The sequence below is a fragment of the Ruminococcus sp. NATIVEDY160 genome (assembly GCF_045819885.1).
In the GTDB taxonomy this organism is placed as follows: Bacteria; Bacillota; Clostridia; order Oscillospirales; family Acutalibacteraceae; genus Ruminococcoides.
On sequence record NZ_CP162391.1, the window covers coordinates 1,582,612 to 1,607,958 of the forward strand.

Annotated in this window: 19 protein-coding genes and 1 tRNA gene; 5 read left to right on the forward strand and 15 right to left on the reverse strand. The window is 42.1% G+C overall.

The window, feature by feature from the left end; all coding sequences use genetic code 11:
* Nucleotides 1–244: 244 nt before the first annotated feature.
* The 3 genes from AB1I49_RS07800 to AB1I49_RS07810 form a co-directional block, all read right to left on the reverse strand.
* Nucleotides 245–841, reverse strand: a complete 597-nt coding sequence (locus AB1I49_RS07800) for a dynamin family protein (protein ID WP_407720610.1) — start codon at nucleotides 839–841, stop codon at nucleotides 245–247.
* Nucleotides 798–1,193: a hypothetical protein gene (locus tag AB1I49_RS07805; RefSeq protein ID WP_201426596.1), complete on the reverse strand. Its 396-nt coding sequence runs from the start codon at nucleotides 1,191–1,193 to the stop codon at nucleotides 798–800. Before AB1I49_RS07805 ends, AB1I49_RS07800 begins: the two co-directional genes overlap by 44 nt.
* 151 nt (nucleotides 1,194–1,344) lie before the next feature.
* Entirely contained in the window at nucleotides 1,345–1,779 is a 435-nt protein-coding gene (locus AB1I49_RS07810) for an XRE family transcriptional regulator (RefSeq protein WP_407720611.1), read from the reverse strand.
* Between the two features lie 214 nt (nucleotides 1,780–1,993).
* On the opposite strand from AB1I49_RS07810, the gene AB1I49_RS07815 reads away from it, so the two are divergent.
* From AB1I49_RS07815 to AB1I49_RS07830, 4 genes are all read left to right on the forward strand, one after another.
* Nucleotides 1,994–3,319 carry an IS1380 family transposase gene (locus AB1I49_RS07815; protein ID WP_330054891.1) on the forward strand — a complete coding sequence of 442 codons (1,326 nt, stop codon included), beginning with the start codon at nucleotides 1,994–1,996 and terminating at the stop codon, nucleotides 3,317–3,319.
* 203 nt (nucleotides 3,320–3,522) lie between these two features.
* Complete coding sequence (locus AB1I49_RS07820; RefSeq protein ID WP_407720612.1) at nucleotides 3,523–4,578, forward strand: serine/threonine protein kinase; 1,056 nt, start codon at nucleotides 3,523–3,525, stop codon at nucleotides 4,576–4,578.
* Nucleotides 4,579–4,695: 117 nt separating this feature from the next.
* Nucleotides 4,696–5,184, forward strand: a complete 489-nt coding sequence (locus tag AB1I49_RS07825; protein WP_407720613.1) for a TFIIB-type zinc ribbon-containing protein — start codon at nucleotides 4,696–4,698, stop codon at nucleotides 5,182–5,184.
* Between the two features lie 26 nt (nucleotides 5,185–5,210).
* Nucleotides 5,211–6,032, forward strand: a complete 822-nt coding sequence (locus AB1I49_RS07830; protein WP_407720614.1) for a DUF6591 domain-containing protein — start codon at nucleotides 5,211–5,213, stop codon at nucleotides 6,030–6,032.
* Nucleotides 6,033–6,235: 203 nt separating this feature from the next.
* Here the strand turns inward: AB1I49_RS07830 and AB1I49_RS07835 are convergent, their stop codons facing one another.
* From AB1I49_RS07835 to AB1I49_RS07865, 7 genes are all read right to left on the reverse strand, one after another.
* Nucleotides 6,236–6,505, reverse strand: a complete 270-nt coding sequence (locus tag AB1I49_RS07835; RefSeq protein WP_407720615.1) for a DUF6809 family protein — start codon at nucleotides 6,503–6,505, stop codon at nucleotides 6,236–6,238.
* 526 nt (nucleotides 6,506–7,031) lie between these two features.
* Entirely contained in the window at nucleotides 7,032–8,561 is a 1,530-nt protein-coding gene (gene mobP3, locus AB1I49_RS07840; RefSeq protein ID WP_407720616.1) for a MobP3 family relaxase, read from the reverse strand.
* On the reverse strand, nucleotides 8,554–8,964 hold the full coding sequence (locus AB1I49_RS07845) for a CopG family ribbon-helix-helix protein (protein ID WP_407720617.1): 411 nt from the start codon (nucleotides 8,962–8,964) through the stop codon (nucleotides 8,554–8,556). The genes mobP3 and AB1I49_RS07845 overlap by 8 nt, the downstream gene beginning before the upstream one ends.
* A 274-nt stretch (nucleotides 8,965–9,238) precedes the next feature.
* Nucleotides 9,239–10,453, reverse strand: a complete 1,215-nt coding sequence (locus AB1I49_RS07850; protein WP_407720618.1) for a tyrosine-type recombinase/integrase — start codon at nucleotides 10,451–10,453, stop codon at nucleotides 9,239–9,241.
* Between the two features lie 696 nt (nucleotides 10,454–11,149).
* A complete protein-coding gene (locus AB1I49_RS07855) occupies nucleotides 11,150–12,529 on the reverse strand; it encodes a caspase family protein (RefSeq protein WP_407720619.1) in 1,380 nt (459 codons plus the stop codon).
* A gap of 277 nt (nucleotides 12,530–12,806) precedes the next feature.
* A complete protein-coding gene (locus AB1I49_RS07860) occupies nucleotides 12,807–14,132 on the reverse strand; it encodes an IS1380 family transposase (protein ID WP_407720620.1) in 1,326 nt (441 codons plus the stop codon).
* 80 nt (nucleotides 14,133–14,212) lie between these two features.
* Entirely contained in the window at nucleotides 14,213–14,455 is a 243-nt protein-coding gene (locus AB1I49_RS07865; RefSeq protein WP_407720621.1) for a hypothetical protein, read from the reverse strand.
* 622 nt (nucleotides 14,456–15,077) lie between these two features.
* On the opposite strand from AB1I49_RS07865, the gene AB1I49_RS07870 reads away from it, so the two are divergent.
* Nucleotides 15,078–15,153, forward strand: a tRNA-Trp gene (locus AB1I49_RS07870).
* Nucleotides 15,154–15,547: 394 nt separating this feature from the next.
* Here the strand turns inward: AB1I49_RS07870 and AB1I49_RS07875 are convergent.
* The 5 genes from AB1I49_RS07875 to AB1I49_RS07895 all read right to left on the reverse strand — a co-directional run bounded on the left by AB1I49_RS07875 (nucleotide 15,548) and on the right by AB1I49_RS07895 (nucleotide 25,317).
* Nucleotides 15,548–16,255 (reverse strand): M48 family metallopeptidase, encoded by a 708-nt coding sequence (locus AB1I49_RS07875; protein WP_407720622.1) that lies wholly within the window; start codon nucleotides 16,253–16,255, stop codon nucleotides 15,548–15,550.
* Complete coding sequence (locus AB1I49_RS07880; RefSeq protein ID WP_407720623.1) at nucleotides 16,255–19,386, reverse strand: type I restriction endonuclease subunit R; 3,132 nt, start codon at nucleotides 19,384–19,386, stop codon at nucleotides 16,255–16,257. Before AB1I49_RS07880 ends, AB1I49_RS07875 begins: the two co-directional genes overlap by 1 nt.
* Nucleotides 19,386–20,579, reverse strand: coding sequence for a restriction endonuclease subunit S (locus AB1I49_RS07885; protein WP_407720624.1), 1,194 nt, complete (start codon nucleotides 20,577–20,579; stop codon nucleotides 19,386–19,388). Before AB1I49_RS07885 ends, AB1I49_RS07880 begins: the two co-directional genes overlap by 1 nt.
* On the reverse strand, nucleotides 20,573–23,215 hold the full coding sequence (locus tag AB1I49_RS07890; protein WP_407720625.1) for a type I restriction-modification system subunit M: 2,643 nt from the start codon (nucleotides 23,213–23,215) through the stop codon (nucleotides 20,573–20,575). Before AB1I49_RS07890 ends, AB1I49_RS07885 begins: the two co-directional genes overlap by 7 nt.
* Nucleotides 23,216–23,364: 149 nt before the next feature.
* Nucleotides 23,365–25,317: an AAA family ATPase gene (locus AB1I49_RS07895; RefSeq protein ID WP_407720626.1), complete on the reverse strand. Its 1,953-nt coding sequence runs from the start codon at nucleotides 25,315–25,317 to the stop codon at nucleotides 23,365–23,367.
* Between the last annotated feature and the right edge of the window lie 30 nt (nucleotides 25,318–25,347).

Sequence of the window (25,347 nt, forward strand, 5' to 3'; positions counted from 1 at the left end):
TGTCCTCCTCGAAATCAAAATGGGTGCCCAAAAATGAATCACGCAGAAACCTGCACGACTCAATTTATATCATAAATATAGTTTACCATATTTGAAAGTAGTGCGCAATCCAAAAATATTCTGCAAATAGTAGTGGAGTTGCACATAGAAAAACACCGCACAGAATTATTTACTCTGTACGGTGTCCTGTTTTGGGCTCCCAATCGGCTGTTTCTCCGGTGTTTTCAAATCATCCTTATGAGTATCAGCCTTTTGTCTGGCTGTCAAGAGATGACTCCAAAATTTCCAGATGCTTTTTGTTGGTATCAGAGTTGGAGCCGGGTGTATCATAAATCACAAAATCAAACTTTCCTACGGGTAAAGAAGAACGGACAAACGGAACGGAAATATCAATAAGCTCTCCAACCTTATGCTTCTCACCGTCCACCAGCTTTTCCTGATTCAGCATAGAAATCAATCTGTTCATACCTAAAACAGGATTTCCGTTGTAGCTAATCTTCGATAATAATTCTTCCTGCATCACTGAATCGGAAATTCCAAGAACAGAAACGTCGTCACCAAAGCAAACTGAAATGAAGCTGTCATCAAGCTCAAAGGAAACACTGTATGAGTCAGAGCAATTGATCCGAAACACCTTCGCGGTAGTTGGATCGGATCCGCTCGGAAGAATCTCCTCGCCAATCAGACTGTTGATAAAAGCGGATTTGCCGGCGCTGTACAAACCCAGAACGCAAACAGAAACAGACGGTTTGATGGTATCCTCATATTTCTGGATCAACTCAACGATACTGCTTTCCTCATATTTTTCCAGCGTGGTCTTGATACGGGCAAACCTGTCCAATCTCTTTCATGACATAATCAGCGTCCCAATAAAAAGACGAATTTTTGGTGCAGACTATGCAGCTATCAGGATAATACAGCGTAATAACACGGCAGAAATCACCGTAATCGTCCGCGTTACCGATGAAATCAATCTCCAAGCCAATATTGCCACGATTGAAATTGCGGTTAATGATATCCAGGATTTCAAACGCGCGGTTTTGGATTGTGGCATAAATATACTTGTCGCTGACCAGTTCAGAACTGTACTCTTCCAATCCGACATATTTGCCTTCGCCGGGGTCATACCATTTATATTCGATAGTTTTGGCATACGGATCGCAGATTATCCTCATTTTATTAATTGTCGACATACTAACACCCTTTCAAAAGCAACAAGAACCAGCTAAATGAAGTTTAATGCAGTATAATTATATCAACTCTATCAATAAAAATCAATATGATTCTGGATTTTTCATACATATTGTATATTCCAATAGTTTTATTGAAAAAGCTGCTCCACTATCACTCCAATATCTTAAGACTATACTCTCCGAGCTTAATATTTGTATTGACGATGCCGATGTGATGTTCCAGACTGAAAATGATGATGGAATCCCTTGTATCGCGCGCATACAGAGGTGCGTAACCGCTCTTTTTCATAAGCTGCTGCGCTTCATCGACAGTGAGATTCAACCCAAAGCAGAGCATGATCACCTTATCACGCGAGATATTTTTCGTCGTCTTGCCTGCCATTATCTCATAACAATAACCTCGGTTCATACCCGAATTGCGAACTACATCCGCTTTTGTCAGCTTTTTGCGCGCCAGATAGAAATCTATCAGCTCGCTCAGTGAACCGAAAAAGATTTCATTGTCATTTTGGTCAAAGTACTCGTCTACGCTCGGCGTACTCCGAAGGATTTTCATCAAATCATCTGTGCTTTTTTTCATTTTCATCTTCCCTTTTCCTCAATTAGTGATAGAATATAAATATAGTTTACCCTGAATTATTCACGCCATCGCCTGGTAATCGCCCCAACACAGGGAAAATACTAAAAAAATGAAGAAACGGGCTTTCACCTAAAAGATGAAGCCCGCAGGGTATGGAAAAGGGACTTCAAATTTGGTATAATGTAGTTACCACAACAACAAACCAAAGGAGAGAAGTCCCATGGCTATTATATCAGAAACAGTGTTGGAAAGCAATAAGAAAATTCGCGTAAATTTCGATGGCGGCAATCTTTCTTCGGATGGCGGACTGCTTTTGCTCAAGGAGTTTTATCACAAGCTGGGCGTCAATTCGCTGCTCAGAAATCGTTTCCGCACAACGGACACTGCTTCATTCCGAATCCACAAAGATCATGAGAATCTTTTACAGATGCTCTATCAGATTACCGGCGCCTATTTTCAGGACGATCACGCCGACAGCCTGAGAAACGATCCTGTCCTGAACGCTGTTATCGGCAAAACCGCTTTAGCCTCTCAGCCTACTCTGTCCCGTTTTCACAACCGCATGGATGAACGGAGTTTACAGCAGTTGGAAGAGATACAGCGGATTCTTCGCAGAAGAGTCTATTCTGTCGATAAACCGGAGCACATTCTGTTCGACCTCGATTCCACCTTGCTGGCTGCATATGGCACGCAGGAAGGCGAAGCGTTCAACTACCACTACCAAGCCCACGGTTATCATCCCCTGCTTTGCTTCGACGGAATGACCGGAGATTTACTGATGGTAGAACTGCGCCCGGGAACGCAGTATTGCAGCAACGGAGCAGCCGCATTTATGCTGCCGCTTCTGGAGGAATATCAGAGAGATTATCCTCAAACAGCCCTCTTTGCACGGGGAGACAGCGGTTTTGCCACAGATGAACTCTACAGTCTGTTTGAAACAAACGGCACCGGCTATGTCATTCGGCTCAAGGAAAATCCTGTGCTGAGAAGACTTGCTCAAGACTTGGACTCTGAACTGTATGATCTTACCCGGGAGGACACTGTTTCTCATGCCGTCGTGTATGGCGAGTTTCTGTACAAGGCGGGTTCTTGGGATTACCCCAGACGCGTCGTCTGCAAAATCGAGAAGCCTTACGGTCAGATGATTCACATGCATACCTTTGTCGTGACCAATATGGAGTCCTCTCCTGAGGATTTAATCCGCTTTTACTGCAAGCGGGGAAATATGGAAAACTTCATCAAGGAGTGCAAATCCGGCTTTGATATGAGCTATGTCAGCAGTTCTTCCATGATTGTCAACGCCAACCGGGTTCAGATTCATGCGCTGGCATACAATCTATTTAACTGGTTTCGCCGCCTGACACTGCCTGAATCCATGCGAAAGGATCGTATCGACACTGTCAGACTCAAGCTGTTGAAAATTGCAGCCAGAATCGTCAGCTCCGCGAGATATGTGTATTTTAAACTGTGCAGTTACTGTCCATACCAAACGCAGTTTTTCGAGACTCTCGCCAATATTAAAAAACTCAGTCCGCAACTCAAATAGACGTTACCCCGTGTACCTTGACAGCTTCAAAACTCCCGTTCAAAAATTATCTGACCCCCAAGGGAGTAGTGCGCCTTTATTCGGTGGAAAACTTTGCAGGGTGTCAGTTTTGCTGCTGTTTTCTCTTACATATCCATTTTCATACGCAATTCCGGATATCCGTGAATAATTCGGGTTTACCAATTCTTTTTTCCGAGGTCAATATGTACGTAAATCAATCTCAGCTGTGGGATTTCTCTCTTGTAAGCCAAATCCGTAAAAATCTTGACTTGGTGCAAAACAAATTCACACGCCAACTGATGGTCAGACGCATTTCTCCCGCGGCGGATTATCCAGTTTTACAAACGCTTTGCAGAATCAAGCACCGCAATCTCATGGAAATATACGACGTAAAAACGCAGGACGGCGTTTGTATCTCGCTCTGCGAATATATCAACGGCATGACGCTTGACATGCGGGTGGAGTATTATCAGCCTTTTGACATCAGATCCGCCAAAGATATTCTTTGCCAAATCTGCGACGGCTTGTCACAGCTGCACATTAACGGGATCGTTCACCGCGACATTAAGCCCGGAAATGTTATGATCACAGACGACGGAATGGTAAAAATCATTGACTACAGCATCAGCCGACTTATTAAACCGGAACAACGCAAGGATACAACTGTTCTCGGCACGGCAGGTTATGCTTCGCCTGAACAATTCGGCTTTACACAGACAAACGGGAAAACGGACATCTATGCCTGCGGCGTTCTGCTCAACTATCTGCTGACAGGCAAATTGCCAAACGAGCAGCTTCATCAGGGACCATTAACAACCGTCATTCAGCAATGCATTGAAATTGACGAGAACAAACGGTTCGCCTCTGCCGACGAATTAAAAAAGGTTTTACAGGGCAAAAAAATCAATCGCCGCAGACCGTTTCGGCCTCTTCCTGGATTTCGCAGCAAGCATGTCTTTCCGAAAATCATTACTGTTTTCTTCTATATCGTGTGGATTTTCATGCTGTTCGTGTATATAAACGGCTTTCCCATGATAATGAGCAGCAGTCTCAAAAACATCATTCAACAGCTGATTCTCATGGCAGATATTTTGGTTTTCTGGTCAGCACTTCCCTATCTGCTGTTCGGTGACGTGTTCCGTATGTCCGAACGAATCAACCCTGACAATCCCCGCAACGGAAAATATGTATTGCGGATTCTGGGTACAGCGAGTATCATTTTAGGGTTTGTACTGATATTTGTCAGCTTATATCTTTAACAATTCAATTATAACACATAAAAAAATAAATATGTCAGCTGCGAGCTGACCAAAATGAAAGAGCAATCGTGTATGATAAGTACATGATTACTCTTTTAGTTTTATGGAGGTGTTTTCATGCAGTCAGCCATTCGTTTGCAGTGTAAAAGTTGCGGAGGTAATCTTACGATTGACCCCCAACGTGAAGTATTGATCTGTCCGTTCTGCGGCTCTGAAGAGCTGATAACAGACAGCGACGCGGTTGCTGTTGAAAAAATCCGTCAGAAAACGACATTTATGCAATGGGAGCGCGAAGATGCCAAGCGAAAGGAAAAGGAGCGTTCCGCTTATCGAAACAGCAAGGCAGGAATTGTTGCGCTTGTCTTTGTCTTTATCTGCGGCGGAGGGTGCATCGGCAGCTTCACGTCAGCTCGCAACATTTACAACGTATTATATGGGACTGTGCTTTTGATTCAAACAGCAAGTTTTCTGCTCTCTTTTCTGGAGCGAAAGGAGGTTATTCATCTGCAAAAGCTGTTGCCCTTCGACGGAAATAAATTGCCGTCGCTGCTGATGGCAGTCGGATTTCTGCTGTTTATTCCGGCTCTGTTACTATCAACACTATAAAATCACGCAATAAAGGAGAATTGGTTATGAAAGTAAAATCCATTACAGCGGTCGTTTTGTCAGCTTGTCTCGCGATATCTTCAGCGGCAATCATGACAGGCTGCGGCAAAAAGAAAAACGCTTACATTTCTGACACGTTCGCAACTATCAAATGGCCTGACAGCAAGTTAGCGCAAATGCTGCCTGAGCCGGAGTCAACTGTCGGGTTGATCAAGTATGACAGAGCGGACTTGCTTGAGGTGTATATCGGCAGCACAACCTCAGAGCAGTATGAAAAATACGTCAGCAGCTGCAAGGAAAAGGGTTTCACCGAAAACTACGACAGCGGCACCGACTACAACAACTGCCCGTATTACCGCGCCGAGAACAGCGACGGCTACAGTTTATCGCTGGAATATCATAAGCTTGATGATGACACCGATTACGAGCCGATGAAGGATTCCATGACAATACAGCTCAATGCTCCTTACGAGAAAGAAACTGAAGCCGAAACCGAAAAACCGACAGAAAAAGCTACCGAAGCTCCCGCTGAGGAATCATCAAATAAAGAAAGCAAGTCAGAAAACAAATCCATAACTGACAATGATACGGTTACTCCGTCATTCAAGGAAATGATGGACAGCTACGAGGCATTTTTCGACGAATACATAGATTTCATGAAGAAATACAAGGAAAATCCAAGCGACCTGAGCTTGATAAGCGAGTACACGGAGTATTTGAGCAAATATAGCGATTATATGAGCAAACTAAGTGCCGTCGATACAGACAGCCTTTCAGCCGCTGATTTGGCGTATTATACCGAGGTGAACGCAAGAATCACGAAAAAACTTGCAGAGGTTGCAGTATAAAAACATAGGTATAACCCGGCGGGTCAGTCCCAAATTCTGTGTAAACTCTAAATCGCGGTGTAAAATAGAGCAAAAAATATTATTCAGGGGCTTAAGCCCCTTGTCAACATTATAAGCGGGAAACGGAATGCATGTCAAGGGCGGCGGCTCGAGCCGCCGTTCATTTTACCCTGGCAGCGTTAGAGCGTTGCCGGGGTTATGCTTTATTCTCCGCAGCAAAACACTTCCACTATCAACCTAACCCCCAGCCGAAAGCCATTTACAAACCCTTCGCACTCACTCAAGCTGCTCTGCTCCGTCAAAGCGTCCTTGAGCTTTTCCAGAATCTCAACTTCCTGCTCATTCAGTGTTGCTTTGAGCGCGGCGTCATGTCTGATTATCAGTTTGTTTAGCTTATCGCCCTCGCTGTCTTTTGAAATGTCGCGCTCATACGGATGAATATTGCCGTAGAATAATTCTCTGATCGTATCCATCTCGATACCTCCTTTTCAAGCACAACAGGATACCACAGAAAACGGAAAAGTCCAGAACTTATTTCGGACTATCTTTGATTTAGCGTCTCAAATTTTGAACAGTCCTGTTGCTCTGTTTTTACTATACACTACGTGTATAGTAAAAAGGGCATATGCTATGGGCGAATATGGATATGACTGCTATCGACCTGTAAAACGGGCTGTCTCTCACAAATCGCGACAAACGCCCAACACCGTGCAAACAATCCGTTCGGGTACTTTTCTCGCCTTTCTCTAACAAATCGCACACAGGGCGATACACGGCTAAACAGCGCGTTTATTGCTCGCAGTACCGTTTTTTGGTTATCGCTCACTATAGCCGAGCACAAACATAACCTTCAAACACCTCTCAATACGGGCTATCGCTCACAAACCGCGACAAACGCCCAACACCGCGCAAACACTTTTGGTCGGGTACTTACCCTACTTTCCTCAACAAATCGCACACAGGGCGACACACGGCAAAACAGGGCGCTAACCTCGTTGTTCACATAGAAAGACCGTAATATTCTTCGTCTTCGTCATCTACGTTATCATCATAACCGTTATCATCGTTATTCAGATAGTCAGAATATGCGTTGTCGAAATCATATTCGATTGACGGCTGAGCATTCGATTCTTCGACAGCCTGCTCATTCTCCTGATTCCCGAGTGAAATCAGGTAATCAAGCATAGTCAGGATACCCTCTGCGGCTTGGCTGTCATAGACTTCTTCATTGATACCACTACTGTCTGCACCTTCTTTCTGACCGTGAGCCAGCTTTTTCTCACGGATTTTATCTCGTTCTTTGCTGTCAGTCAGGGGCATCATCTTATTGAGCTCATCCAACCTTTTTCCGGCACTGCTGACGATTTGTTTCGCCAACATAGAGAAAAGAAATCCTATACGGGCAGTATTCACAGCCGTCTGCGCATTGAAATTCATACTCAACGCCGTCCTGATGAGCAAGTTTTTCAGCGACCTCAACTCTGTATTCTTCTCAATAGGCACGTCAGGCTTATCCTTTGTGTCATAGTAAAGGCTGAGCTTTTTGCGATTAACCTCATTCCACTTTGCATAGATTTCAGATAAATCACCGTCTTTGGCAAACTCGTGCAGAGCAAAATCAACCAGCTTTTTTGCCTTTCTTGGCAGATAACCGTAAAGCTTCTTCCCCTTCTGCTGCTGTACTGCTTCTCTGATCTTTTTGAGAAGCAGCAAATAATAATCAGCGTTGGGGATTGATTGCTGTGTTTGAAGTTGCTGCAACAGGTTAGCCAACTGATCTTTCAATTCATTTCGATAACCGGTTTCTATCGTCGCCAGCTTGTATTGCTCGTCGCGGAAGATGTCCTGACCGAAGGCTCGGCGTAGCTCCTTGATTCCCTTCTCCGATAGAAAACCCTCCTGCCCTTTCGAGAGAATGATCAAATGAATATGCGGATGATGACTTGTGTTATGGAAGGCACCGTACCATTCTATATCCTCCACCTTGATTCGGTGGGCTTTTGCAATCTCATTCATGTTGCGGCGAACAAGATTTTTCCACGCTTCTGCATTGTTGAAATGCAGACGTTCCGCGTCCTCACGCCGCAGACTGACCACCTCCGTCCAGATAACACCGTCATGATTGGCGACCCGATCCGCAACGGTATCAAGGTCAATCGGCATATCAAATTGTGTAAACAATCCGTGAGAGCCGAGCTTTTCAACGCCGGGACGGTTGGAAATATAGTTGACCAAGCCCTTTAATTCATCCGCGCGGTCGGCATATCTTTCAGCGACTGCGTCAAGAAATTCATTGGCATTCTCTCTTGTCGGCATAGCATAGAAGTCCTCATATTCAAGAAACTTTTTGCTTTGAGGAAAGTGCTTCACCACAGAAAGGATAAGGTCATGCTGACTTGAGGTTGCGATTTTATATTTCTTAGTGTCCTGCAGCTTTTCAACTCCCTCGCGGGTTGCCATATATCTTATGAGGTCAGCGATATCTTTTGCGCTCTTTTGAAAGCGGCATGAGACAATTATCTTAGACATTTTCTTCTCCGTCGATGAAATCTCTCGCCTTTTCCAAGTCGAGGACGCCGTTATGCTCAGCGACAAGCTGCTCAGACACAGCGTTCAAATAGTTCAAAGCGTAGTCGTTGAGGTCGCTGTTACGGGCAGAAAGAATATTGCTTTTGCTCACCTCAACCGCAAGTTTGAACAACATTTCGCTAAGGTTTTCTTCAAACCTACCGAGCACCAGCTTGATATTCTGACTGATGATCGGCGACAAGTAGCTGATGTTTTCCTTTTGAGCGCGGTAACCGAGATAGTTATCCACCGCCTCACGCACCAGAGAACTGCGAGTGTATCCTTGCTCCTTTGACATTATTTCGTCCATCTTTTCCAATTCATCTTTCGTAAAGCTGATAGTAACCTTCCTGTATTCTTCCATATTTTCCTCCGAAATTATTTCATTTCACACAAACGCCGCAAATACCGAGGACGACCTCAGCAAACGCCGCATGTGTTCTCCTAAAACTGCACAACGGTCGGCTCTGCCGTCCGATGTCCTTCGCGGGTCGTCCACCAAAGGACGGCTCGCTTTTACCTGCTTCAAATAATCACCGGCGTTTTTGGTGCTTGTTTTTCTTTGTTTTCTGTATCACAGATTTCAAACGCAAAAATGGGTGCAGAGCAGATTCGGCAATCTCTGCTCTGCTTTTGCTTTACAGGTTGAAGTTATCGGTCAGCCCAGCCAACCTTGTAGTGTCGCGTTTCACATAGTAGATTTCTGTAATTTCCGAAGTCGTGTGACCGAGCAACTCAGCAACCTGTTTTACCGAGAGTGCTTTTACGCTGCCGTCAGGTTGCTTGATACCGTTGATCAGGCGGGTTGCGAATGTGTGCCTGAACGCGTGCAACCCCTTGTGCGGTAACCCTATTGCATCGAGTATGCGATAGAATCGGTTTCGCATATTGCGCGGGTTAGTGAAGTTACCGTTCTCATCAGGTATGAGAGGCTTGTCCTCACCAAGATACACTTCCTCGCGCAAACGGTTGATCATTTCTATCGCATTATCATTTAGCGGCACGTCGCGCTTACTCGTTTTGCTTTTCAATTTACCGACCTTGACTTCCAGCTTTGGCACATATTCCAAGCCGTCACGGACGTGAACTTCTTTGACTCCGCGCTGCAAGTGAATCACCCTATTCTCGAGATCTATGTCACTGTTGATGATACCGCACAACTCCCCTGCTCTCAACCCAGTATTGAGCATGAGGAAGTATGCCGCCGACTGTTGATACACTGGTTTGCCGTTGGCGAATCTCTTAAACGCTTCTTCGCGTATCTTCTCCAATTCTTCATCCGTGAACACGACTACCAAATCACATTGAGGCTTACTCTCCTTGTTCTGCGCGGCGAGGTAGTTATCCTTCTTCGTCATGTCGATCATAGCCATCGGATTGTTAGGGATCGCACCCTCTTGATAGAGTTGCTTAAAGAACATCTTTAGAAGTGAGTACGCTTTCTTGCTCGTTGTAAACGCGTAGCCTTTATTCATGTGCTTGGTGAGCAACTTTTTGATATCCGCAGGAGTGACATCTCCGACAGGCTTATTCCCTATGTAGGGATAGATCTGGTGCTCGGCGGTGCATTCGTAGCGATCATAGGTCGTGCGCTCCACCTCCGGAAACTTATACACCCGAAGCCAATTCTTCATGCTCTCTTTCAGTGGGTTCCGGGTCTCATCCGAGTTGGTGACTTGTTCATTGAAGTTCTTGACATACTCAGTCATCTTCGCCTGCAACGTCTTTTTCTTTTTGCTGGAAAAGCTCTTGCGCTGTGTCGCTCCGCATTCATCACGATAACGAACCATCCCGATCCAGCGACCATCTGACTTCTGCCAAATGTTTCCGTTGTCCAATAATTCTCGTTTCATTGTATCGACCTCCTTTTTTGGTAACCACAACAATACCACAAGCACCGGTCATTATCCAGCAAAATCCCTGACAAAAATCAGAGCAAAAACTTGTGGAAAACCGACTATCTCAACTGCCCTACTTCCATTTTACACGAACAGCTGGGCTATATTCAGGACAATGCTTTTCCGGGCATAAAAAATCCCCATAACCCGACAGTTGTCAAGTTATAGGGATAGATTTCCTCTGTTATCTTCATTATAGCGTATATACAAAAACGTGTCAAGAGCATTTACTGCCGATTTTTGTCGAATCACCCAGCCCCATCGCAGCTGCTGAAACTTCTTACGCAAGACGTGTGATATCGAACATGCCCGAACATCGGTCTTCAAACTTTAAAAGTGACTTCGTATAAAGCCTATTTTTATTGCCAAAACCCGAAACAATGGTTTAAAAACCGATTTCTTCTGCAATCAGTGCATAGCTCTTCACAGCAGAATGAAAGCGATTTTCGGCGCAATAATCGAGAAGATTTTGACCAAATTTTTCTGATAGCAGTACCATAGCATCACTTGAGTAGTACCCGCCCGAAAACGTATAAAAACAACCTCAAAATCCACTCGATCTGGAGTCAATTATTTCTCAAAATCCGTTGTATGACACTCTGAAATCACAGGTTATAGGCATCATCTATAGTTAGTTTCAGCGAATGGTAATCAAGTTTGATCAACTTCAAATTTTGCAATAATTTGATTACCATATATTGGGTGATATTCTACATACCCTCCAACAAGATTTCGTCCTGCTGTTCCAACTATATTTTTTGATTCCTCATTTAAATCATGTAAAGTGGAGTCAATCTGGATAGATGAAACACCTTCGTCTTTGCAGATTGTTATCATTCCATCCTTAACGTGCGCTGTTCGAAACGCTTTATCCAGATTTGTTTTTAATGAAAGCCCCACTCCATTTGGCAGATTTGTTTTTAAGTATACAAAGCTTTCATCAATATGTACTTTAAACAAGACACACAATTCCTTTCCTTCTTCTGGAAGTTTTCTCTGCATGCTAGGAGGCAGGGGTGGTATTTCGCCCATTCGAATTTGTCTGCCATTATAATACCAGGTGTGACTAATATCATGGCTAAAGTATTTTGGAGATTTTATAAACCCTAAAAATGTAACTATTTTTTGTTCTTTTTCAGGTAGCGCCGGCATTTTGATCCCTTTTTTCTCAGCCAAAACATTGTTAACTTTTATATATTTCCAAATAGTATCCAATAAGCTTATTCCAAAGAATTGCGCAGCATCAATAAAAATCAAGTCATCACCTTGAAAGTAACCATATTTCTCATTGTATTCATCTCCATATTTTTCAACAAAATCATAAATCATTTTGTCTTCTGGATCATAATCGATTCTTTCATTTAAAAATACGGGTTCTAACAAAGCATTTACACTAGAGGGTATCTGTGTACCATGTCTAAAGAACACGTTTCTTCTAACGTTAGTAAATAGACTATCAACATCAATATTTGGATATAGTATCTCATCACAAATCGCTTCTGTAAACCAACTAAGCCCTCCTTTATCATAAAAAGCTTTATTGCTAAACATTGTTGCATACGCAATATATACATTTTCAGTTGTGGCCATCTCTGAATAGTTCCCAGAGAAAATCTCCCACTCATCCCTACAGGCATCTATTATAAGAATTAAACGACCCTTATTGCCAAATATGGATATAATATCTTTGATATTTATCGCAGCTTCATCAATGCTTCTGTTTAACTCATATGTTGTTGTAAAATCCACTGGATAAACATAATTATCACCTTCAAAGTGACCTCCATGACCTGAGAAATACACAACATGGATAGAATCTTCAGGTGAAATCTCAACTTGTGCTTGTAGTTTTTCAAAAAATTCGCTTTTAGTTGAATTCTCACAAATGGTAACTTCAAAGCCAATTTGTTTTAGCCTTTTATTCATTGCAAACACATCATGCTTCGAAACAGGTAAATTGAGATCCTTATCATAAAACAGATGTGATTCATTATAATGTTCAGCTGAGAAAAGTATTGCTTTTTTATTCATATTGATCTCCTGCCTAAGTATTCACAAAATTGTAACACGATATAATTATTTCTACGAAAAAGAAATCTTGCTAATGTAATGTTAGTTCAGTATTATTTAGCCTGAATTATTCATGCACATCCGAAACTGCATCTGCAAATGGTTGTGCATTATCAGACATCAATATCACTGACATCCTGCAAAGTTTTCCACCGAAAAAAGGCGCACTACTCCCTTGGGGGTCAGATAATTTTTGAACGGGATTTCTTTGAAGCTGTCAAGGTACACGGGGTAACGTCTATTCGAGTTGCGGACTGAGTTTTTTAATATTGGCGAGAGTCTCGAAAAACCGGGATTGATGCGGACAGTAACTGCACAGTTTAAAATACACATATCTCGCGGAGCTGACGATTCTGGCTGCAATTTTCAACAGCTTGAGTCTGACAGTGTCGATACGATCCTTTCGCATGGATTCAGGCAGTGTCAGGCGGCGGAACCAGTTGAAGAGATTGTATGCAAGCGCATGAATCTGAACCCGGTTGGCGTTGACAATCATGGAAGAACTGCTGACATAGCTCATATCAAATCCGGATTTGCACTCCTTGATGAAGTTTTCCATATTTCCGCGCTTGCAGTAAAAGCGGATCAAATCCTCAGGAGATGATTCCATATTGGTCACAACAAAGGTATGCATGTGAATCGCCTGACCGTAAGGCTTCTCGATTTTGCAGACGACGCGTCTGGGGTAATCCCAAGAACCCGCCTTGTACAGAAATTCACCATACACGACGGCATGAGAAACAGTGTCCTCCCGGGTAAGATCATACAGTTCAGAGTCCAAGTCTTGAGCAAGTCTTCTCAGTACCGGATTTTCCTTGAGCCGAATGACATAGCCGGTACCGTTCGTTTCAAACAGGCTGTAGAGCTCATCAGTGGCAAAACCGCTGTCTCCTCGTGCAAAGAGCGCTGTTTGAGGATAATCTCTCTGATATTCCTCCAGAAGCGGCAGCATAAATGCGGCTGCTCCGTTGCTGCAATACTGCGTTCCCGGGCGCAGTTCTACCATCAGTAAATCTCCGGTCATTCCGTCGAAGCAAAGCAGGGGATGATAACCGTGGGCTTGGTAGTGGTAGTTGAACGCTTCGCCTTCCTGCGTGCCATATGCAGCCAGCAAGGTGGAATCGAGGTCGAACAGAATGTGCTCCGGTTTATCGACAGAATAGACTCTTCTGCGAAGAATCCGCTGTATCTCTTCCAACTGCTGTAAACTCCGTTCATCCATGCGGTTGTGAAAACGGGACAGAGTAGGCTGAGAGGCTAAAGCGGTTTTGCCGATAACAGCGTTCAGGACAGGATCGTTTCTCAGGCTGTCGGCGTGATCGTCCTGAAAATAGGCGCCGGTAATCTGATAGAGCATCTGTAAAAGATTCTCATGATCTTTGTGGATTCGGAATGAAGCAGTGTCCGTTGTGCGGAAACGATTTCTGAGCAGCGAATTGACGCCCAGCTTGTGATAAAACTCCTTGAGCAAAAGCAGTCCGCCATCCGAAGAAAGATTGCCGCCATCGAAATTTACGCGAATTTTCTTATTGCTTTCCAACACTGTTTCTGATATAATAGCCATGGGACTTCTCTCCTTTGGTTTGTTGTTGTGGTAACTACATTATACCAAATTTGAAGTCCCTTTTCCATACCCTGCGGGCTTCATCTTTTAGGTGAAAGCCCGTTTTTCGATTTTATCAGTGTTTTCCCCGGTGTTGGGGTCCTTACCGGCACTTGCGTGAATAATTTAGGTTTAGCTATCTTGAAATGCTCACCTAAGATGGTGGATTCTGTTAACGCATAATCCTTTACTTTATTAAGCTGATTCTTTAGCTTATCTGGAATTTTTATCGAATCCTCTATTAAAAACACTCTGTTTTTTATTTCATTGTGAACCACTTCCATGGAATCTATTCCGTATAACGAAATTGAAACAGCCAGATACTTATTGCTGTTGTTTAACTGCGAAGTAATGTCTTGAATTAAATATGTTTTGCCACACCCCACCCGTAACTAAAAGAGCTCCGTTATTTGAATTTTGGTTTATAAATTCCATTATTTCATGTTTAGTGTCCACATCTAACTCCTTGAATATACAAATAAATTATTGGTTTAGTCTATGTCGTCTTCTACTTAGCATCCCCATTGCACAAACGCAAGCTAGATGTAATCTTCTATAACTATTTTATATTATTTTACCACGTATCGGAATCTATGGCAATAACAATCAATACTTTTCTTTAATGGCTGCCACATCGCAGCCGCTGAAATTTCTTTCGCATAACGTGAGATATCGAACATATCCGGGCAGCGGTCAAAGACCACGGAAAGCGCGTGTGAAAGTGCGGCATAGTTTATCATACAAGATTACCACTCGCATGCGGCAGACGTGCGTTTTCCGGATTAGTACGTGCAAAAGAATTGCGTTTCTGCGTTTTTATCAAGAAAACATCTTGACAAAACCGCGTGTCTGTGTTATGATATTTCCTGCAAGTGACAAGTGTTCATTTGCAGCGATTACATATTTAGGGGTATAGCTCAGTTGGTAGAGCAGCGGTCTCCAAAACCGCGTGCCGAGGGTTCAAGTCCTTCTGCCCCTGCCAAACTCAAAAGTCCGAAAAACGGCTTGAACAAGCCATTTTTCGGACTTTTCTTTTTGCTATTCTCACTTGAAAATCTCACGGCGCACGGTCTAAAAATGCCTTTTTGATGCTTTAAATGAGCAGCAAAAGTGCATCCGGCGGCAACAAATCCAACGTTTCCGTCCGGTATAGCATCAAAATAGCAGCAGTTTTCAGCAGGCTAATAACGTAATTATTCGCAGTTTTCTCCTAGAAATCACTTAGCAACATCTTTTCAGGTGCTGCGGAGTTTTGCGTTATCTTTGATTAGCGTCGCAATTTTTGACTCTAATTTTATGAAAATGAAAACTGTACTAAGCGAAAACCTCAATATAATTATATCAAATTCAGTAAATGCCAGATTTTACAAATTCAATCAATAAATAGGCAAGTAATCTAAAATCTGTTCATTAAGTGATTTTCTTATACTTCTCCAATTTGGCATAAAAGAATCCATCTTAGCTATAAATGATGAGTCATGGTTCTTTTCTTCAAGATGAATTAATTCATGAAGTATAACATACTCAAGACACTCATATGTCTTTTTTGCCAACTGAAGATTAATCCATATCTTTCGTGTATTAATGTTGCAGGTTCCCCACTTTGTAGACATATTTTTAATCTGCCACGATGAAGGATGAAGTCCGGTAATGCCTTCCCACTTAGGTAATGCTTTCTCAATCTCGACTTTTAAAATCTCGCGGTACCATTCGTTAACATATCTCTCACGCTGTTCTGCGGTACTTTCTCTACGGACGGTGAGGATTGCTTTATCTCCATCAAGAATCAGCGAATTGCATTTGTTGCTGTAATTCACCAAAAGGTAATACTGGATTCCCCAAACATAGAAAGCCTCTCCAGACACATATTCCCTTTTTGTTTGGCGAGGTTGTGCATCAAATTCTTCTCTCTGCCGTTTTATCCAACCGATTCGAGTGCGTACAAACATCTCAATACTCTCATCACGCATAGTCAATGGTGCAGAAACCTCTACTCGTCCATCGGGGGGCTTTACATAGAGATGCAAGTTTTTGATTGGTTTTTTAATGACATTAACATCTATGTCATTTACGGTAATCAGCATTAGTATTCCTCTTGTTCAACAATTATTTTAAATATACGTTCAACTTCATTTTTGTCTTTAAGAATCTTATATAACTCTCGTTTTATTTGTTTTTCTTTTACAGGATTATTACGGAATCCATCCATTCTGGAACGAAGAACCGCCTCATGAAGATCTATAGCCAAATCAGCATTATATCCTGTATTATCATATAATGCTCGCAGTGCAGCGGTATGCCGTACCGTTTCCGGGTAATCCTCATTTTCTTCAGGCTTGGTAACATTACGCGCCAAATCAATATATCTTTTGAGAAGCTCCGCATAATCGATAACACCCTGTCTGCGTTCTTGAATTAGCTTATCAAGAATAGCTGACATTTTATCATAGTACTTTGGATTGACCAATTGCCTTTCCACAATTTTTTTGCGAACATTCTTCTCAATTGTTTCTGCGGCACTCTCCTGCTTTCTGCTGTCAGAGTTTTCACCCGTCAGCTTTTCACGTTGGTCAAGGATGAAATCCAACAGCGTAAAGTCGTCGAAGTCCCCTATCTTTTCCGTTCCTTCAGATACAATGTAATTATCAATCAGGAAACGCATATCAGGCTCATATGCTTTGAGATCGATGAAATCTCCACTGGCGCGTCCAATCTGTGCTTTCAGCGCTACATAAAAGTTGACTTCCTTATCCAACTTCTCCTGCTGTTCGGTAGAATACTCAAATTCGGTCATAATCGGCTTGAATTCGGAATAGGCACGAATGAGCGCGTTGACCAATCGATACAGCCTTTCACGCAATCTTGTATACACTTCATCGTCATCAATATCAATGCCATTTTCACCGCAGAAATATTGTTGATAAGCTAGTTCATCCTTGGGAATCGGTACTCCGTCGCAAAGTGAATCAAGCTCATCCAGAATCATTTCAAAGCGAGTTTTAGCCTCTTCCTTGCGATCTTTAAGGAGACCTTCAACATCTTCTTCGGCATATCCTTCAAAGGCGCCTGCGGTGTATTTGTTCATAGCGTCGGTCAATGCGCCGAACAGCTGACGATAATCAACGATATAACCAAAATCCTTGGTTTCACCGTCAAGTCGGTTAACGCGACAGATGGCTTGGAACAATCCATGATCCTGCATTCTCTTGTCAATATACAGGTAGGTACAGGGAGGCGCATCAAAACCGGTCAACAGCTTATCGACAACAATCAGCAGCTTCATATTGTTTGGCTCTTCAATGAACTTCTCTTTTGCTTTGGTCTCGAATTCCTCGACCTTTTTAGCAATACCCGCCGTATCGCCCGAATCCGGGTCAATTCCGAGCATTGTCAGATAAATGCGGTATTTCTCAAAAGCATCTGTTTCATCTTCATCACTGACTGTTTCGGTACGCAAATCACTGATATTTGGTTCGTAAGAAGAGATTATAGCACACTTTTTGAAGTTCAGTCTCTGGAAAATCTCATAATACTTGCAGGCGCTGAGAATACCGTCCGCTACGAGGATCGCATTACCCGTTCCATTTGCAAGACGTGCTTTGGTGCCGAAATCACCGACAATATCCAAAGCGATTTTCTCTAAGCGCGAACCGGAGCTATATACCGATTGCATCGTTCCCCATGCTTGCTTTAAGCGGGCTTTAGCACGAGGCATCAAGCCACGTGTCTTGGCATCAAACCATGTGTCGATGGCGGTCTGTGACATGATCTTTTGCGCAACATCTCTATATTCATACCTTAAATCAAGAATAACGCCGTCATCGACGCCTTCGTTGAATTTATAAGTATGGATAAAACGTCCGAAAACTTCAATACTGGTCGCTTTATTCTTTTTCAGTAACGGTGTACCTGTAAAGCCGATAAGTACCGCATTGGGCATGATCGTTTTCATAGCGAGGTGCAGCTTGCCAGACTGGGTGCGGTGACACTCGTCTACAAAAACATAAATTTCATCTTTTGCGCTGAATCCGGCAGGGAGCGACGCTTTCAGCTCTTCTATGTACCTGTCATAATCTTTGTCGGTCGCTTCGCCGCCACGCTTACCGAATTTATGAATCAGCGAACACAGTAGTCTGTCCTCGTGAGAATTCAGTCTGGTCAGCAAATCCTTTCCGCTTTTTGTACGGATGATCTTTTCATTAACGCCCTTATAGTTCTTTTCAATCTGCTCGTCCAGTTCATCACGGTCGGTAACGACAAGCACGCGGGCTTTCGGATTGTGTGACAGCAGCCACTTGGAAAGCCAGATCATAGTGAGCGTCTTACCGCCGCCCTGCGTATGCCAGATGATACCGCCTTTTCCTGTTGCAAGGCGCTTTTGGGCGCGTCTGATGCCATAATACTGATTATAGCGACAAACCTTCTTTTGTCCCTTATCAAAAATGATATAGTCGTGTATCAGCAACAGAAAGCGCGCCTTGTTATACATCGCATACAAGGAGCGGTCGAGGGGATTACGGATATCGGTGCATTTTTCTTCGATACGCAGCTCCAGATCGTGGCGTTCTTCAGAATACTGTTTGAAGCCGTCATCTTTCCATTCCAAGTAGTATTTCTCTTTAGTTCTGATGGTACCGTAGCGCAGACCTTCGCTGTCGTTGCCCGCCATACAGAACTGGATAGTGGTAAAGAAAGGCTCAATGAACATACCGCGCTGATTGGTCAGGTTCTGACGGATACCGTTTGAGACGGAGACGGTGCTCTTTTTCAGCTCGATCACCGCAACGGCGATACCGTTGATGTAGATGACCAGATCGGGACGCTTCTCGTTATTTTCGATGATAGTGACCTCTTCGGCGATCTCAAAGAGATTATTCCCCGGGGTATCCCAGTCGATAAAATAGACGGTGGTCTGGTTTTCATCGACGGTTTCTCTGACCTGTGCGCCGTATTTCAACAGACGATAAACCTCTTGATTAGCGGCATACAGACCGTTCTGGAGGTTCGTCGACGCTTTGACGAGTTCATCAACGGCACGGACCGCAAGCCCCTCTGTATAACCGTGGTCAGTCAGCCACGCTGTCAGCTTAGCTCTGTCGATATTGGTATTCTCATCATCTCTCAGATTGCCGATATAATCGTATTTTAGCTCGGTCTGAAAGAAGTTGATCACTCTCTTTTGCGTCACAGATTCGGGCTTTCCTACTCTGTCCATTACGCGCCCTCCTTTTCTGTCAGTCTGATATGACCGCTCAGCAGCTCGCTCATCATACCTTGCTTAAGATTACGGTATTTTGCGAGCTTCTTTTCCAGTTCTTCGATCTCATTATCCATGTCGGATAATATGGAGGCGATAGCTGTTTGTTCCTCAATAGTTGATGGCATAAATACAGTTAGTTTTTCAATGCTGCTATGAGAAAGATGTTTTACAGTAGTAGCGCCGACTCCTTTTTGTATTTCTTGCAGTGGCTTAAATAACAAATAATAAACAAATAATAGATCAGCATTCTTAGCGATTAATCTACCAACTCGCTGATTCAATAATGCTGTTCCTCTTTTCCATCTACACGGAAGAAAATCTCCATCCATTCCAATTAGAATATCATTATTATTCACCAAGTATTCATTTTTGTATTGTTCCGTGGTATAGAATACATTTTCGTCATTCTTCAAATCACCGTTTTTTATTAGACGTAGACCTGTTGATTGCTTATTGAAATACTCAGATGAAAAAGGATAGCCAACTTGAAAACTAATACAATCACCTATAGACGCCATTAACCATTCCCCGTCAAATCCAGGTAATCTGCGCTTACCGGTCAGCAGTTCCTGCATTGCGCCCCGCTTGATATTCTTTTTCTTTTCAACCAGCTTTTCGAGATTGTCAATCAAACTATCTATGTCACATAGAGCAGATGAAATTGCTTTTTGCTCAGGTTTTGGAGGAACAGAGATTCTAATAGCAGATAGTTGTTTTCCATTTGTTAATGCACGCGTCGTATAGGTACAGTTACGAACAATTGATTCGCGTATACTTTTTTCAGAAAAGCAATAGCGGCAATACTCCGAAAGGAACATATTATTCTTTGGTCTTCCGCGCAGAACAAAACCGCTGAATACACCATCTTCAATGTCTTCAAGAAGAACAGAAGATATACCGACTTCTTCCGGTGTTTCGGATGTTCTTGTAAAGAATACATCTCCCTTTTTTATATTGAAACGATTGATTTCATTTAAAGACAGAGATACTCTTCCATTAATATCTTTTTTGACAAGGGAACGATTATGATAAACGTCCATGTAATTGACAATAGGTGTACCATAGCCAAAAAACTCTTTGGCTTTATTCAGTCCGTTTTTGAAGTCCAGATAATCACCGATTATTGCAGTTTCCCAACGTTCTACCATTTGAATCCCATCCTTTCCAGATGAGACTTCACCTTGGCTTCATAGCTACTGACTAAGGATTCGAGCGTGGGGAGTGTATCCTCATAGCGTTCGGCGAGCTCGAGGATCCTGTCAGTCATCCGGTGAGAGACTGCTTCATAGAGCATGTCAATACCGTTATAGAGGGAATAATGCCACTTTTTGTTGACGGTCAGTTCCTTGATCTCATCGATCGTCAGCGCAGCGTAACGCGCTTTGACCAGTTCTTCCAGAGCGGCGCGTAAATCCTTGACAAGCTTTGACTGTTCTGCGTTCTTTTCGATCAAACGATATAGCGTCATCAACTGCTCATAATCTTCCGCGTCAGTTTCTGGAGCGGGTGCAGTCTCACGGATAACGCTGATTCGGGCGTTAATGGATGATTTATTAATGTTACCCTTATCATTGCGCGCCAATTCGCACAGAGGATGCTTATTGACATACGCTTCCAGCTCCTTCTTCTTTAAGGGAAGCTTTTGAAGCAGTTTTTTTAGCTCTGCCGATTCTTCCGTTTCGATCTTGTCACGGATTTTATCAATTGCTTTCTTCAATGCCTTTGGCAACTTATCGTCATCATCAATAGCCTCTTTCAGAGCAGAACCTTCTTCCGCGCTTTCAATTATTTCATCTATTTGTGCCTTGGTATCATCAACAATTATTTCAGCTGCTTGAATTGCTTTTGCTTCCTCATAAAAATATTCGTTGATAATAATATCCTTTGGGATAAGCTTGCCATCCCAACTCTTTATTTTATCGGTAACGACAGTAATCTTTTCGCCGTTTTCTTCCTTTTCTTTCGTAACATACTCATAGCTGAGTTCACGACCAACTTTATAACCGTCATGAATAATCAAATAGACGTCATCTGACATTGTTTCCTGCCAATACTCCATGAGCACTTCATAGACATCGTACTTGTCGATGAGCTCCAGCGATTCGTACAATGACAAAATCTGTTCAGAAAGAAACAGTATCAACCGCTTTGGATTATCCTCTTTTGTGAGATTACGGAGTTTTTCGTCTACAGTATCACACCATGCAGTGAACGCGTCCCCGATCTTTTGGGAATAATCGGTGAACTCTGCGTCGGAATAGATCAGCTCGCGAACTTCTTCTTTCGGTAAATTCAGTTGATAATACCCCTCGCGCAGAGGAGAAAAGAGCTTGTTTCTGAGCTCAGAGAAGATTCTCCAGTACACGGCCATGCTGTCGATATCAGAAGCAGGTATGCCTCCTTTGAGATGTGCCTCAATGTTCTGAAAATCTTCCTCAATACCGGAATCAATATAACGCGATATATTCAGGTTATAATTGTTCTTGTTCTTGCCCTTAATCTCGTCATAAGGAACAAATCTGGCATAATGCGGATCATCAATGATCTGATTGTTGAAGGTCGTAACGATTTTATATACATCACGCTCGCGCAAACGGTTCTTGTTACCGTCCTTTACAAAGTCACGACTGGCGTCGATCATAAAGATTCCTGTGCGTTCATCGGCGCATTCTTTGTCAATGATAATAATGCACGCTGGAATACCCGTTCCGTAGAATAAGTTTGCGGGCAAGCCAATAATGCCTTTTATATATCCTGTTTCAATCAACGCTTTACGGATATCTCCTTCAGCATTTCCACGAAACAATACACCGTGAGGCAAAATAACAGCAGCCTTACCGTTTCGTTTCAGAGACTTTAAGATATGCATCAGCCATGCATAGTCGCCGTTCTTTTCGGGCGGTCTTTCAACGTACCCATCAAACCGACCGTATTCTTTCTTTAATCCATCAGTCCAGTTTTTAATGGAGAACGGTGGATTGGCTACGATGTAATTGAATCTTCTGAGCACCGTATTATCTGTGTTCGGTTCAAAATACTGAGGATCTGAAAATGTGTTGCCGGGACGGATTTCTGCGGTAGCTAGGTTATGCAGTACGGCGTTCATCTTCGCTAATCCTGCTGTAGTCGTATCCTTCTCCTGTCCGTAGCCGGAAAGAGAGACGGGAGCCTCGTTGATGGCGCGAATTAACAGTGAGCCAGAGCCGCATGCCGGATCGTAAATAGTCGCGTTGCGATCTTTTTCTTTAGATATTCCGATGATCTTCGCCAGAATACGGGAAACCTCGGCAGGGGTGTAGAACTGACCCTTGCTTTTGCCGCTTTCTGTAGCAAATTTACGCATCAGATATTCATATGCGTCTCCGATCAGATCATCGCCCTCAGCACGATTGCCCGAAAAATCTAATTCGGGACGGCGGAAAATATTGATTAGCTTTCCGAGTTTATCGACCATCTCTTCGCCTTTTCCGAGCTTGTCAGGATCGTTAAATGAAACCTTATCAATGACGCCTCTAAGGTTATTCGCTTCAGCAAGTTTCGCGATAACCTTATTGACGCCTTCACCAATATTCTTGTCTCCTATTAGGTTGACCATATCGTCAAAACTTCCGCCTTCAGGTATATCAATATCAGGATAGTCAACACCTTTGTATCTGTCTGATACATACTTTACAAACAACAAAGTTAAAATATAATCCTTATATTGAGAAGCATCCATGCCTCCCCTGAGTGCATCACAGCTTGCCCAGAGAGAGCTATATAGTTCACTTTTCTTTACTGCCATTTTCCTACCCCGCAAAATGTTATAATTAATATAATTTTATCACATTTTTGCAAGCAAAGCGGTCACATTATTGTAAGTTGAGTTTACAATTTAATCAACTATAACTAATCTGCAGCACAGAATATACCTGTTCAGTCACACACTTGCCACTAATCTTCCAATTCTGCAATCTGTCTATTCAAATTATCACGCTTTTCTTTTAATAACTTTATTTGATAATCTTTTTTGTCTTTAGTACATTGCAGAAGCATTGTCTTTAATTTATTCTTTACAACATCATTACCGATAAGATTTATTCTTTGGGTGAGGGTTTCAATTTGCTCAATCTCAAACTCTCTGTAGTTGTGACTTTCATCGAGCAATATATTTATAATACTGTTTATATAATCCAGTGCATATTTTCCCATTGAATAGTTTTCGATATAAAAGCTATCCTCTAACAGATTATATATATCTAGACCAAAGGTCTGTTTGTGTTGGCTTCGGTTATCTACGACTGTTTTTCCGTCGTTACCTCTGAGATAAACTGTATTCTCTTTTGGTATATCAGAAAGTAATAAAGGAGAATGAGTTGAAAACACCAGTTGGATTTTTTTATCCGGAAATTGCTTTTCAAGCTCATTCAGTAAAACACTAATAAACTCTTGTTGCCACTCAGGATGCAAATACAAATCTATTTCATCAATTAGTAATAAATAGTTATTAGAATACCTGTAATCTCCTGCAATAACAGTGTTCATTTTAGGGACAAGATTTAGTCTTGAAAAAAGGTTTTGAAATGCTCGTTCACCTGTAGACATTCCCATATTATCAAACTTAATATACCGCAATACAAACACTTTATCCTGATTAAACAATTCATTAATGAAATTCACGAATGCTTTATAATTCAACTTGCTTTTATCATAATTAATTATAACATAGTCTTTGTAGCTTGGAATATCTCTTGGTCTGTAACCGTTATCTGGAATTTCGCTATTTTTTATAATTGCAATGAACGATTTTAGTTCGGCTATTGCTTTTATAAAGTATTCTTCATCAGTGTCAATGATTTTTTCAATCCACTCTATTTCATTGTCCAACAAACCATCAAAAGAAGGCATTCCTTCATGATTATAAAACAAACAATATTCAAATACCAATGTAATCGATAAAGAAACCATTAAGAATTTATTAGGTGGTAATTCATTTAAACTACTGAAAAACTTTTCAATTGCACAATAAAATGGATAAAGGTTGTTGCTGGTTGTTCTTTCATCCGGATTTGATTTTCTAAAGTCAGGATTTCTTTCTTCCATAAGACCAACTATATTACGGTATTTTATATAAATCACAGTTGATTTCTTGCCCATGTAATTGTCAAACTTTTCGTCCTCAATCAATTTGAAGTAATACAAATTATCACAAACACTTTGAAAATCATTGGTCGTTAACTCGTTTTGTAAATAAATCTGCGCCCAATGATTTAGATGATTATAATCATCGGAATTAACTGGATGATTTAAGTCCAGGACTCTCCTGTAAAACGCTCTGCTTATATATTCTATATCGCTGTTTGCAATAGATAAATATTTAATACTATCTTCCAGATCTATCCTAAGCCTATCCTCACTGGAATAGTTACTATTCGTAAAGAACAAATCAAATAAATCATAGAGCTTCATTACATTTTCATCCGAAAACATATCCATTTTGAGTTGGCAAGATAAATATGAAGTTTCATTATAAAAATTTTCCTTACCTGTGTTATAAAACACGACAATTGATCCTTCATCTCTACCAACCACGATCAACTCATTTTCGGGCAAGTCGAATTTCCCTTCAGCTCCAGGAATACAACTCTTTATTTGCCTATGCATTTGGTAAAGAAACTTTAGCAAGGTCGTCTTACCCGCACCATTTTTACCAACAACTGCTGTTACATTTACAATAGTATCAGTCTTAAAAATCGATTCAACACCCTGCCAATTCATATCTTCTTTAAAATATACACCAGTTTCGGTTACATCCACAACAAAATTGAATTCGGGAGATAAATTTATACCCTGATTTTCAAAAACATTATTTTCACTCTGATTAATCCAAATATATAATAACTCCATATTTACTCATTCTTTCTTTATAATAATCTC

Excerpts from the sequence above, each read along its gene's own strand:
- AB1I49_RS07845 (WP_407720617.1), bottom strand. The coding sequence starts at position 8,964 with ATGGAAGAATACAGGAAGGTTACTATCAGCTTTACGAAAGATGAATTG.
- AB1I49_RS07895 (WP_407720626.1), bottom strand. The coding sequence starts at position 25,317 with ATGGAGTTATTATATATTTGGATTAATCAGAGTGAAAATAATGTTTTT.
- AB1I49_RS07815 (WP_330054891.1), top strand. The coding sequence starts at position 1,994 with ATGGCTATTATATCAGAAACAGTGTTGGAAAGCAATAAGAAAATTCGC.
- AB1I49_RS07825 (WP_407720613.1), top strand. The coding sequence starts at position 4,696 with ATGCAGTCAGCCATTCGTTTGCAGTGTAAAAGTTGCGGAGGTAATCTT.
- mobP3 (WP_407720616.1), bottom strand. The coding sequence starts at position 8,561 with ATGTCTAAGATAATTGTCTCATGCCGCTTTCAAAAGAGCGCAAAAGAT.
- AB1I49_RS07805 (WP_201426596.1), bottom strand. The coding sequence starts at position 1,193 with ATGTCGACAATTAATAAAATGAGGATAATCTGCGATCCGTATGCCAAA.
- AB1I49_RS07850 (WP_407720618.1), bottom strand. The coding sequence starts at position 10,453 with ATGAAACGAGAATTATTGGACAACGGAAACATTTGGCAGAAGTCAGAT.
- AB1I49_RS07875 (WP_407720622.1), bottom strand. The coding sequence starts at position 16,255 with ATGCTGATTACCGTAAATGACATAGATGTTAATGTCATTAAAAAACCA.
- AB1I49_RS07855 (WP_407720619.1), bottom strand. The coding sequence starts at position 12,529 with ATGAATAAAAAAGCAATACTTTTCTCAGCTGAACATTATAATGAATCA.
- AB1I49_RS07880 (WP_407720623.1), bottom strand. The coding sequence starts at position 19,386 with ATGGACAGAGTAGGAAAGCCCGAATCTGTGACGCAAAAGAGAGTGATC.
- AB1I49_RS07835 (WP_407720615.1), bottom strand. The coding sequence starts at position 6,505 with ATGGATACGATCAGAGAATTATTCTACGGCAATATTCATCCGTATGAG.
- AB1I49_RS07890 (WP_407720625.1), bottom strand. The coding sequence starts at position 23,215 with ATGGCAGTAAAGAAAAGTGAACTATATAGCTCTCTCTGGGCAAGCTGT.
- AB1I49_RS07820 (WP_407720612.1), top strand. The coding sequence starts at position 3,523 with ATGTACGTAAATCAATCTCAGCTGTGGGATTTCTCTCTTGTAAGCCAA.
- AB1I49_RS07860 (WP_407720620.1), bottom strand. The coding sequence starts at position 14,132 with ATGGCTATTATATCAGAAACAGTGTTGGAAAGCAATAAGAAAATTCGC.
- AB1I49_RS07810 (WP_407720611.1), bottom strand. The coding sequence starts at position 1,779 with ATGAAAATGAAAAAAAGCACAGATGATTTGATGAAAATCCTTCGGAGT.
- AB1I49_RS07865 (WP_407720621.1), bottom strand. The coding sequence starts at position 14,455 with ATGGAAGTGGTTCACAATGAAATAAAAAACAGAGTGTTTTTAATAGAG.
- AB1I49_RS07830 (WP_407720614.1), top strand. The coding sequence starts at position 5,211 with ATGAAAGTAAAATCCATTACAGCGGTCGTTTTGTCAGCTTGTCTCGCG.
- AB1I49_RS07885 (WP_407720624.1), bottom strand. The coding sequence starts at position 20,579 with ATGGTAGAACGTTGGGAAACTGCAATAATCGGTGATTATCTGGACTTC.